We start from the raw sequence: 10,640 nt of genomic DNA on the forward strand, positions 1-10,640 counted from the left end.
ATTCTATGATCATGAAAAAAGAAACCGAGAGCTAAACCAAGCTATTGGTCTAGAGTGTCAGCTGGCTATATAAGTCTGAGATAAATAATTATTTAGAAGAGAACTGGAATGGCGTAAACAGTGTTGAGCTTACAAGTTTTGAATAAAATGGTTCAATAAGACTCGTTTGTATAATACAATTTGGTATATCTAGGATCATCTTCGAACTAAACACTACGTCTTTTATAGTATTATTTTTACTAATGTCTTAAAAAATGTATATATTTAAAGAAATACTACCTTTGCTTGAAGGCAGTATGGGTGCGGTTCACGATAAACTTGACCACTATTGCTTGAGACCAATAAAATGAATGGCACCAAATAATAAACATATTATTGAACTCCATAACCAAAACTTAGGACTTCTTCCAATAGGATTATTAATAAATAAAAGCCCAACGAGGCCACGACTGAAATATATAAAAGTTATCACAATGAGAGCTGTACGTGTGAATGGTAATTCACCAACCAAACCTGCAGCAGAAAAAGCATAAAATGCCCAAATTGAAAGAATGAGTACGATTACAGAGGTAATGACAGTTGGTTTGACGCTACCACGTTCAGAGAGAACAGCCATTTGTTCTCCAGCACCAAAGAATCGATACCATGAACCACCAAATATGATGCAACCTACATGAAGAGCTGCAGCAATAGCATTTAAAATGCCTGCAGAGATTAAGAATATATTCATACCTCAGACATTCCGATATTTTACTCTCAACTTCAAAAGAAATTTTATGTTCTAAAAAGATAATAAACATCTTTTAGCCTATAAAATCAGTCACTTTTTGCAGAACTATCTCAGACTTCATAATTTTCCTGTGCCCAAGATTTTGCGTGGCAAAAAACTCCCCGTTGATTAGCTTATCTTTATACCTGCACCCTTGTAAAAACGGTACTTCTAAATCATTCTCGTCATGCACGATTAGTATTGGTTTATCTATCCTATCCACTCTTACTGCCATGTCTATTTCTGAAAAACTTAACTGGACTTCTTGCTCTGTTTGTTTCATGAAGTAACCTAACACTTTACCGCGTAAACCAATAAGAGCAGCAAATGATTCAGCACTATGCTGAAAATTTGATGGTCCAGCTATCGAAATAACTTTCTCAACCTTTAGGCCTTCAATAGCAGCGTATACTGCTGCACCGCCACCCATCGAGTGACCTATGATAGCCTTTAAAGGACCGAAGTATTTTTGGGCTTCAAAAATGGCCTTGATGAATTTGTTTGGATTGCTTCTAGTTTCCTGGCTATCGCCGTGAGCTGGAGCATTAATAGCAATTAACATATATTTAGTGGATAAAAAAGGTAGAAAAACAGACATTTGACTGGCTCTGCCTTCCCACCCATGCACGAGTAAAATCGGCTCACCTTGACCCCATACTAAACAATTGATACCGCTATCCAATACCACTGTTCGCGCTGTATCCTGCGCAGTTATCTCCCAAGGCTTCTGCGCATGTTTTCTTGGCGTAAAAAATATACTCTGCGCCTTTTTCGCAGCCAGTTCAGGTGCCACATAACCCAATATATTTATATAACTTTTCAATAGAGTAAAACTCAAATTATTCATATGATATCGGAACCTTTTTAGTATCTTTAAGATACTATACTAATTAATTGGTATCTTAAAGATACTAATCTATAATTTTAAATGAAAATTAGCATAGTTAGTCTCTCTTGACCATAGAAGGGTTATAGCATGCGATAATGGTTTTTTATCAAAATCTATATCAGGCTATTATGACTAGAACATCATTTAACGAAATTAATTGTAGCTTAGCAAGAACAGTCGATATCATTGGTGACAAGTGGTCTCTACTTATTATTCGTGATGCTTTTTTAGGGGTACAGCGGTTTTCTGAATTTGAGGAGAGGCTGGGAATAGCGAAGACGGTGTTGTCTAATCGCTTGAATATTCTTGTTGAAAATGAAATATTGAGGAAGCAACCAACCAGTCCTGAAGTAGATCGATTTTTATATAAGCTGACGCCAAGAGGAAGAGATTTGCTTGTGACTGTTGTCTCTCTCGTTCAGTGGGGGGATAAATGGGTTTTTGGAGAAGGGCAAGAGCCGATAGAGATTTGGGATAAAGAAGAGCTAGTATCAATTCAGCAGTTAGGTCTACAAGCACGCTCAGGTAAGATTTTGGAAGCGCGCGATGTGGTGTTCAAACCAGGCCCTGGAGCTACTAGCGAAATGATATCAATGTTTGAAAATTATGATTTACAAAAATCGCAGGATGGAAGCTAGCGTAATTAAAATTTCCCAAGTTTAGTTGTATGGATTTGACGGTAGGGGTCATTCTACTACTAGTGCAAACACACGCTGATCCCAAAGCTTAAAACCAAATGTGTGATTGTCATGGATAATGCTCGATTTCATAAAATTAGATGTATCCAAAAATTGCTGAACAGGCATGGTCATCGTATTCTTTGGCTACCGCAGTACAGCCCAGACTTGAACCCTATCGAGAAAAATAGGCACAAGTGAAGTTCCTACGCCAAGGCTGGATGCAAAGTGACTTATCTAAATTATTTTATGATATTTGCGCTAACCATAACAATTTTATTTTGAACTGACTATAGTACGCAAGAAGAAATAATTGGAAGAATGGCTTTTTACGCCATAAGTGACTTTCCACTTGAAGTAGCTACTAAGAATACATTTAATATTATTGATAATTTTGCCATAGGACACTTTGTGAATATAAACGCTATTAATGAAATTTTAAATGAACGAATAGTTAGTTTAAAATAGGTTTAGTATTCTACAAAAACGATGATCTCAGTATGATACTTTATTACTCTCTGACATGGATAATTAATCGCCATTAAGCTATTCATTATTTAAACAATTAGTTAGCTATGTCGTTAATACGCGTAGCAACTAATTGCTTACCTTATATAAAAAACCCTTCGCTATCTCACTAAGATGGCGAAGGGTTTTTTTTGAATAAACAAAATAGGAAAACCGAATAACAGCTAAAGGAATACAATGACTCATTGCATGACTCAGCTGGTTTTAGGACAACTAATTTTAGGACCGTTACTTTGGTGATAGTTACTTTGGTCACAGTTACTTTAATAATAGTCACTACATACTTTGAGACTGGATATTTTGATAGCAATTAAATTATCTAACCATTCAAAGCTAATGAGAAACTGATGTAAGCGCTGCCCTAAGCAATACCTCCGCGACCAACGTAGCGATAAGCCCGATTAAAATAAATCAAGCTCTCTTCTTGTGCGCTTTGTTTGATGGCAACCACACGGCACATAAAAATACTGTGCGTACCAACTTGCTGAATATTTTCAATCTCACAATCAAAGCTCACCAGTGCATCTTCTAAAACGGGAGCACCTGTTACTAATTCAGACCAAGAACCTTGCTCAAACCGCTCTTCTGAACCCAGTTTGGAGGCAAAGGCATTGGATATGGCTTCGTGCTGTGCGCCTAGCACATTGACACTTAGCGTTTTATTATCCACAAAATGGGCATGTGAGCGTGACCCATGATTCATGCAAACCAGCAAGGTTGGCGGCGTATCAGTGACACTACACACCGCAGACGCCGTAAAACCATGGGCGCCCGACGCGCCTTTTGTGGTGACCACGCTGACCGCCGTTGTTAACAACGCCATGCCATTTTTAAAGTCGCTTGCTTCAATCATCACTTATATCCCAAATTTGACTATCGCTTGTCTTGTTCTTATATAACAGATGGCGCTTAGGCAGTCAGTTCTTGACGAACAATAGCAGCGCCGGCACTCAATGCATTCAGCTTACCGCGTGCAACGTGGCGAGGCAAGGGTGCCATACCGCAGTTGGTTGCAGGATAGAGCTTGTCTGCATCGACAAATTGCAGCGCCTTGCGTAGCGTATTGGCAACCTCTTCCGGTGTTTCAATGGTATGGGTTGCCACATCAATCGCGCCAATCATCACTTTTTTACCACGGATCAATTCAATCAAATCCATAGGCACGTGTGAGTTTTGACACTCCAACGAGATGATATCAATACTCGACTGCTGCAATTTAGGGAACGCTTGCTCATACTGACGCCACTCTGAACCAAGCGTGTTTTTCCAATCGGTGTTTGCTTTGATGCCATAACCATAACAGATATGCACCGCTGTTTCACACTTTAAACCTTCAATGGCACGCTCTAAGGTGGCGACACCCCAGTCGTTCACATCATCAAAGAACACATTAAAAGCCGGTTCATCGAATTGGATAATGTCCACACCCGCCGCTTCTAATTCTCTAGCTTCTTGATTGAGGATTTTAGCAAATTCCCATGCCAGTTTTTCACGGCTCTTATAATGACCATCATATAACGTATCAATCATCGTCATCGGACCGGGTAGCGCCCATTTGATGGGTTGATCGGTTTGCGACCGTAAAAACTTAGCATCATCGACAAATACTGGCTTTTGACGGCTGACTGCACCCACGACTGACGGTACACTCGCATCATAACGATCCCGAATACGCACCGTTTCACGCTGTTTAAAATCAACGCCATCAAGGTGTTCAATAAAGGTGGTCACAAAATGCTGGCGGGTCTGTTCGCCATCACTGACAATATCAATTCCTGCACGCACTTGCTCTTGCAATGACAAACGCAGCGCATCTTGCTTGGCTTCAATTAACTGCTCCCCTTCTAGCTTCCAAGGTGACCATAGGGTTTCAGGTTCGGCAAGCCAAGAAGGTTTTGGTAAACTGCCAGCGGTTGACGTTGGTAATAGCTTTTCTGTTGGTAATAATAATGACATATTTATTCACTTTTATATTTTATTTTTATGTTTCGGTTACTAATAAGTTAAGCGACGCATTTTTCCACAGCATTTTTTGCGATAGCATAGTTTGCCGCCCATTGCTCAAGAATATTCTGGTAGGGCTTGATGAAATGCTCTTCTGTGAACTTACCTTGCGTCACTGCCATTTTGCTGCGCTCTTCGCGATCATATACCACTTGTGTCAGTGAATAATCTTGGAATTTTAAGCTGGGTTGATACACTTGCGCGGCGGTAGAATTGGCATTGTAAATCTCAGGACGGTAAATCTTCTGGAAAGACTCCATGGTACTAATCGCGCTGATCAGCTCAAGGTCGCTGTAGTCACTGACCAAGTCGCCCGCAAAATAAAAGGCTAAAGGTGCCACACTACCAGCAGGCATAAAATAGCGCACGGTTAAGCCCATTTTGTGGAAATAATCATCCGTTAATGAATAGTCATCTTGTCTGTATTCAACACCCAATACCGGATGGCAATTCGCCGTACGGTGATAGGTTTTGCTGGTGGACACACTGAGGCAAATCACAGGCGACTTGTTAAACTTGGCTTGATATGCCTCTGAATTTAATAAGTATTGGAACAGTTTGCCATGCAAATCGCCAAAATGCGCCGGTGATTTTGAGTTTGGATTTTTATTGAAATATTCTGGCAGTACCACACTAAAGTCATAATCGCGCACGTAAGATGAGAAGCTGTTGCCAATCATACCAGCGATACGGGTGTTGTCTTTGTGGTCAACAATCGTGGTGTGCAACATCTCGATAATAGGAAAGGTATTACCATTGCCTTCAATATCCATGTTTGCAGATACGATATCAATCTCTACAGAATAACGATCAGCTGTCGGGTTGTCCCAATGTGCAAGTGTATTAAAACGATTGTTAATCATGCTTAACGTTTTGCGTAAGTTCTCTGCACGCTGCTCACCACGAGCCAAATTGGCAAAGTTAGTGGTCAGGCGTGTGTTGCCTGCAGGCTGATAGTGTTCATCAAAACGTATGCTCGAAATCGAACAGTTAAAGTCATTACTCATGGCGATTGCACCCTTAATCCATTCTCAGTATCTGAGATAAAACCAAATTTGTGTATGAGAGAATCATACCTGAACCAGAACATGAATAAAAACGACTTAAATTGAACTAAAGATGAGTTAAATTCATGTTTAGACATTTATGCTATTAAATAGGTTTGAATGGCAAAGATATTAACGGGTTATTGAATGACAAATTAAAAGTATAAAAGGCTTTGATTTTATAAATGATAAATACGGATTTAAAACTGAACTTATAAGTCTAAAAATATTCATCAGAAATAATTATCAGAAATAATCAAATATGTAACCTAAGCTTTCACTTATAATAGTAATCATTTATATTACTTGTCGTTTAGTAGAAGTGAGATTTAAGATCTTGAGGTGATTGCCTCCCTACTAGGTATACCCTACTTAAGAGAACATCGAATAAAAAACATCTAAAATAAGTGCTATTTTTGCACATTTTGCGCATCGTCAATTTATAACAGTGCGGCTTACTGCAGACCCTTTTTGCGCAATATCTATTACTTAATACCTATTACTTAATACCTATTACTTAATACCTATTCCCCTCCGCAGTAACGACTGTCCGCTACACCAACGTAAGGCTAATAACCATGACATCAGTAATTAGAGTCGCCATCGCCGGTTACGGCAACCTCGGGCGCGGCGCCCAAGCCGCCATCAAGCAAAGCCCTGACATGCAGCTAGTCTGTGTCTTCAGCCGCCGAGATCCCGCCGCCGTTACCTTAATCGACCAAAGCGTGCCCGTATACGCCATGGACGATATCGAACAGTATAAAGATGATATAGACGTGCTAATTTTATGTGGCGGCTCCAAGTCTGATTTGCCCGAGCAAGGTCCCGCATTCGCAGGTTTATTTAATATCGTCGATAGCTTTGATACTCATGCGAAGATTCCTGAATACTTTGCAGCGCTTGATGCCCCTGCCAAAAAGGCCAATAAAGTCGCGATGTTGTCTGTAGGTTGGGATCCTGGGCTATTTTCTATCAACCGCTTATACGGCGAAGCCATTTTACCCGTTGGCGAAACCTATACCTTTTGGGGTAAGGGCTTAAGCCAAGGTCACTCAGATGCGGTACGCCGCGTGGATGGGGTTAAATCGGGCGTGCAATACACGCTTCCCTCAGAGCCTGCTATAGCACGGGTACGTAACGGCGAGCAGCCAACACTCAGCACCCGCGAGAAGCACACCCGCGAATGCTATATCGTGCTGGCAGATGATGCCGATGCCGATACGGTACGCAACACCATCGTGACCATGCCGGATTATTTTGCTGACTATGACACTACAGTGCACTTTATTGACCAACCCACTTTTGAGTCTGAGCACGGCAAGATGCCGCATGGCGGCTTTGTCATTCGTAGTGGTATAAGCGGCGTAGATAATGAGCAGAATAACCAAGTATTAGAATTCTCATTAAACCTTGGCAGTAACCCCGAGTTTACCGCCAGCGTGCTCGTAGCCTATGCCCGCGCCACCTATAAAATGAGTTTAGCTGGCGAGACTGGTGCTAAAACGGTGCTTGATGTAGCCCCTAGTTTATTGTCGCCTAAGACACCGGCGGAGCTGCGAAAAGAATTGCTGTAAAGTCTGCTTTGAAATAGACATAAATAATACTAAGCTGAAAACAAAAAGCACCGAGTGATTAAGGCTTGGTGCTTTTTTTGTGGTCTAGTATTTAATGCTACTACTTTATCTTGTGCAATGTTGATTGTTTAATTTTGGAGATAGAGTCTGCTAACCTTTCTAAAGCTGGTGTCTCGACTTTTTTACTATGATTTTCTAAGACAAACTATAGACATTACGCTACTTAAACTTGAGCTTTATCTAGCCAATCAAACGCTTCCATAATACGCAGCCATTGATCGTCTAATCCCGCTTTTAACAGCAATGGCTCACCAGTGACCGGATGGCTGAGCGCTAAAGTCTGAGCATGCAGTAACATACGTGTACAGTCATAGTGAGTACGAAAAAATCGTGTGTGACGTATATCGCCGTGGCTGGTATCACCCACGATATGATGGAATACATGTCGCATGTGCCGACGCAGCTGATGCTTGCGCCCAGTCTCAGGGGTTAAGCGCACGAGACTATAGCGGCTCGTGTCATGCTTTTTTGACACTGCAAATGGCAGCTCAACTTGTGCCAAACTCTTCCAATGAGTGACCGCCTCTTGGGCAGGTTTATCCAAATCAGCAAATTTATCAGCAATGGCATCGGGCTGAAAGCTCAATGCATAATCAATGGTGCCTTGCTCTGGCATATAGCCACGCACCACAGCTAGATATTGCTTGGTCACGTTGTGTTCAGTAAAAGCTTCGGTAAGGCTACGCGCTACGGATGGGCTCTTGGCAAACAACAATACGCCTGAGGTCGGCTTGTCTAACCTATGTACCGGAAAGACATGACAACCTACTGCATCACGGGTGAGTTGCATGGCAAAGCGCGTCTCGCCTTTATCCAGCCAACTGCGATGCACCAACAGACCAGCTTCTTTATTAATCGCTACTAAAAATTCATCTTCATAGATGATGTCAATTTGGTTAACGGTGTCGCTTTCGATAATCATGTTTTGAGTGCCCATATTTTAGATATTATGATTATATATCTTTTTTACCGCACCCCTCCAAGTCACGTGCAAAGGTTTGCCAATGATTTCATTCATAATTGCGCTGATATTTCTGGTCTATGCCAAGATTATTACAATTACTAATTTCCTTAAAACGTCTAAAAATAGTGACTACATTTTATGATGGTATAGCTAAAGCAGATACACTGATTGAGTGTTTTGGCTTCCTAGTAACGGCTTGGATATTTGACTAAAGGCTACCAATTTCTCTAAGATCATCCTTAATCAGATTGTTCAATGTTTTATATTACTCATGTCATTTTTCTCATACCACCCCATGTCACAAGAGCAACACCAATTGCAATCAGGACTGCACCAAGAATCAGCCCATCTGGCGGCGCCTCACCTTGTAAAAAGACAGCGACAGGAACCCCGACCACTGCTCCAACCGATCCCAGTAAGCTCAGTAAAACCGGACCACCCGTTTTTTGCAGCAGAAATAGTAATTGGAATTGACCTGCAAAAATGAAAGCTTGCAAGATAATTAAACCAAGCGGCAGAAACTCTCCCAGTGGCACAATCAGTGAGAAATCTGGTAGAAGGCTGGTTGTACCAAGTAAGATAACAGCCGCGATCAGCATGCCGGGAGCAAGCGCGTTAGGAGACGCGCCTTTGGGCCAACGCAATGTACGATAGAGATTACCAATGGCAAGTAAAACCGGACCGCAGAGTGCTATCAAAATCCACAATACACTTGCATCTGGGGCAGAAAACTTGCGTGCGGCTAGTACACCGGCACCGGCAAGTGCAGCCGCCACTCCAAAAGCGCGAACCGCTTGAAATCGCTCCATCCCTAATGCCAATGCACCAAGATAGGTAAGAAGCGGTGGCAAAGCAATAATTAGGGCTACAAAACCTGCACCGACATGGGGGATTGCGGAGAAGAAAATCAAGTTAGAGCCTGCAGCACTAACCAAAGCCGCGACGAAGTAATATTCAAAGCTGCGTGCATTGAGAGGTGGAAGTTCTTGCCGTAGTAACGCCACAACAAACAAGATTACTGCGGCTCCAGTGATTGACCAGAATAGAAATGCAAGTGGTGTTAAGCTGATTTCGCTGGCGTATTTTGCGAGATTGGTAGATATGCCAAGTAAAGCACCCCCGACTACAAGGCAACTTAATGGGACTAACCATGCATTTTTACGAAAAGAGCCATCGTGCTCTATAGATTCACTCATGAAATACCCTAATAATCAAAAACCATCTTGAGATCAGGATATCACTAAGTACCTTTACGTCAAGATAACTTTTTGCTACTATTTTAAGAGTGAGCAAGTACTTCAACTAAATATAGATAACATATCTCCAAAATTATATTTATACGAAGCTGAAAGAACATAGCCAAAAATAACGATAAGCTATCATGTACTTTGGTCGCAATGAGGAGCCAGTAAATGCCATTAGAAGAGAGTAAGCAAAAGGATTCAGTACAGCAGATTATTAGTCAGTGGCAAAGCCAAGGATTTAACGCTGATGAATTATTACCAATGGAAACTATAGGTCGTATAAAACGGTTAGAAGTGATATTGATGCGCAGGCTATCTGCTAATTATAAGATGAAGTATCAGCTGTCGCATTGGGAGTTTGATGTATTAGCAACACTGCGTCGTGCAGGTACACCTTATTTACTAAGCCCAACGGTCTTGTTTGATAGCATGATGGTTAGTTCTGGCACGATGACCAATCGCTTACAGCACTTAGAGAAAAAACAGCTCATCGAGCGTATCGATAATCCAGATGATAAGCGCAGCTTACTGGTGCAACTGACTGCCAAAGGTATTATCTTGATTGATAAAGCCGTCGCATCGCACGTTCAATTAGAGAATAATCTAATGGATGATATAAGTAAAGAAGAGCTGATCATTATCAATTTGCTATTAAAAAAAATTGAGAGTCAGTTACCTATTGTTTGAATTTTAAAAAATAAAATCTCTATATAGAGATAATACAAAGAATTAATAATAGAGCTTAAACCTTCAACTTGCTTAATTAGGCACGCGTAAAAAAAATATTCTAAAGAAAATCACTTCCTAGTTCTAGAACAATCATTCAATTTGAGTAAGATAGACAACTATATTTCTCTCCTCCAAAATCAGTAAAGACGTCATAAA

11 protein-coding genes are annotated in these 10,640 nt (G+C 41.1%); 4 read left to right on the forward strand and 7 right to left on the reverse strand.

The window, feature by feature from the left end; translation table 11 throughout:
• Window positions 1-325: 325 nt before the first annotated feature.
• Both AAEY78_RS08295 and AAEY78_RS08300 read right to left on the reverse strand, forming a co-directional pair.
• A complete protein-coding gene (locus tag AAEY78_RS08295) occupies window positions 326-730 on the reverse strand; it encodes a hypothetical protein (RefSeq protein ID WP_352338880.1) in 405 nt (134 codons plus the stop codon).
• 73 nt (window positions 731-803) lie between these two features.
• Window positions 804-1,616, reverse strand: a complete 813-nt coding sequence (locus tag AAEY78_RS08300) for an alpha/beta fold hydrolase (protein WP_352338881.1) — start codon at window positions 1,614-1,616, stop codon at window positions 804-806.
• Between the two features lie 137 nt (window positions 1,617-1,753).
• Between AAEY78_RS08300 and AAEY78_RS08305 the strand changes: the two genes are divergently transcribed.
• Both AAEY78_RS08305 and AAEY78_RS08310 read left to right on the forward strand, forming a co-directional pair.
• Window positions 1,754-2,296 (forward strand): winged helix-turn-helix transcriptional regulator, encoded by a 543-nt coding sequence (locus AAEY78_RS08305; RefSeq protein ID WP_352338882.1) that lies wholly within the window; start codon window positions 1,754-1,756, stop codon window positions 2,294-2,296.
• Window positions 2,297-2,407: 111 nt separating this feature from the next.
• Window positions 2,408-2,536: a transposase gene (locus AAEY78_RS08310; protein ID WP_352338883.1), complete on the forward strand. Its 129-nt coding sequence runs from the start codon at window positions 2,408-2,410 to the stop codon at window positions 2,534-2,536.
• 688 nt (window positions 2,537-3,224) lie between these two features.
• Here AAEY78_RS08310 and AAEY78_RS08315 read toward each other — a convergent pair.
• The 3 genes from AAEY78_RS08315 to AAEY78_RS08325 are packed head-to-tail and all read right to left on the reverse strand — an operon-like array spanning window position 3,225 to window position 5,874.
• On the reverse strand, window positions 3,225-3,716 hold the full coding sequence (locus AAEY78_RS08315; RefSeq protein WP_352338884.1) for a flavin reductase: 492 nt from the start codon (window positions 3,714-3,716) through the stop codon (window positions 3,225-3,227).
• 56 nt (window positions 3,717-3,772) lie between these two features.
• Window positions 3,773-4,819, reverse strand: a complete 1,047-nt coding sequence (locus AAEY78_RS08320; RefSeq protein ID WP_352338885.1) for a methionine synthase — start codon at window positions 4,817-4,819, stop codon at window positions 3,773-3,775.
• Between the two features lie 47 nt (window positions 4,820-4,866).
• A complete protein-coding gene (locus AAEY78_RS08325; RefSeq protein WP_352338886.1) occupies window positions 4,867-5,874 on the reverse strand; it encodes a DUF1852 domain-containing protein in 1,008 nt (335 codons plus the stop codon).
• 617 nt (window positions 5,875-6,491) lie between these two features.
• Between AAEY78_RS08325 and AAEY78_RS08330 the strand changes: the two genes are divergently transcribed.
• Window positions 6,492-7,487, forward strand: a complete 996-nt coding sequence (locus AAEY78_RS08330) for a diaminopimelate dehydrogenase (protein ID WP_352338887.1) — start codon at window positions 6,492-6,494, stop codon at window positions 7,485-7,487.
• 223 nt (window positions 7,488-7,710) lie between these two features.
• Here AAEY78_RS08330 and truC read toward each other — a convergent pair whose 3' ends face one another.
• Both truC and AAEY78_RS08340 read right to left on the reverse strand, forming a co-directional pair.
• Window positions 7,711-8,469, reverse strand: a complete 759-nt coding sequence (gene truC, locus AAEY78_RS08335; RefSeq protein WP_352338888.1) for a tRNA pseudouridine(65) synthase TruC — start codon at window positions 8,467-8,469, stop codon at window positions 7,711-7,713.
• A 311-nt stretch (window positions 8,470-8,780) separates the two neighbouring features.
• A complete protein-coding gene (locus AAEY78_RS08340) occupies window positions 8,781-9,707 on the reverse strand; it encodes a DMT family transporter (RefSeq protein WP_352338889.1) in 927 nt (308 codons plus the stop codon).
• 216 nt (window positions 9,708-9,923) lie between these two features.
• Here AAEY78_RS08340 and AAEY78_RS08345 point away from each other — a divergent pair, with 216 nt between their 5' ends.
• Complete coding sequence (locus tag AAEY78_RS08345; protein WP_352338890.1) at window positions 9,924-10,442, forward strand: MarR family winged helix-turn-helix transcriptional regulator; 519 nt, start codon at window positions 9,924-9,926, stop codon at window positions 10,440-10,442.
• Window positions 10,443-10,640 lie beyond the last annotated feature (198 nt).

This window comes from Psychrobacter sp. 16-MNA-CIBAN-0192 (assembly GCF_040309565.1).
Taxonomy (GTDB): Bacteria; Pseudomonadota; Gammaproteobacteria; order Pseudomonadales; family Moraxellaceae; genus Psychrobacter.

Bases quoted from the DNA above. Each gene is read 5' to 3' on its own strand.
- AAEY78_RS08310 (WP_352338883.1), top strand. From the start codon at position 2,408: ATGGATAATGCTCGATTTCATAAAATTAGATGTATCCAAAAATTGCTG.
- AAEY78_RS08315 (WP_352338884.1), bottom strand. From the start codon at position 3,716: ATGATTGAAGCAAGCGACTTTAAAAATGGCATGGCGTTGTTAACAACG.
- truC (WP_352338888.1), bottom strand. From the start codon at position 8,469: ATGATTATCGAAAGCGACACCGTTAACCAAATTGACATCATCTATGAA.
- AAEY78_RS08340 (WP_352338889.1), bottom strand. From the start codon at position 9,707: ATGAGTGAATCTATAGAGCACGATGGCTCTTTTCGTAAAAATGCATGG.
- AAEY78_RS08330 (WP_352338887.1), top strand. From the start codon at position 6,492: ATGACATCAGTAATTAGAGTCGCCATCGCCGGTTACGGCAACCTCGGG.
- AAEY78_RS08305 (WP_352338882.1), top strand. From the start codon at position 1,754: ATGGTTTTTTATCAAAATCTATATCAGGCTATTATGACTAGAACATCA.
- AAEY78_RS08325 (WP_352338886.1), bottom strand. From the start codon at position 5,874: ATGAGTAATGACTTTAACTGTTCGATTTCGAGCATACGTTTTGATGAA.
- AAEY78_RS08320 (WP_352338885.1), bottom strand. From the start codon at position 4,819: ATGTCATTATTATTACCAACAGAAAAGCTATTACCAACGTCAACCGCT.
- AAEY78_RS08295 (WP_352338880.1), bottom strand. From the start codon at position 730: ATGAATATATTCTTAATCTCTGCAGGCATTTTAAATGCTATTGCTGCA.
- AAEY78_RS08345 (WP_352338890.1), top strand. From the start codon at position 9,924: ATGCCATTAGAAGAGAGTAAGCAAAAGGATTCAGTACAGCAGATTATT.
- AAEY78_RS08300 (WP_352338881.1), bottom strand. From the start codon at position 1,616: ATGAATAATTTGAGTTTTACTCTATTGAAAAGTTATATAAATATATTG.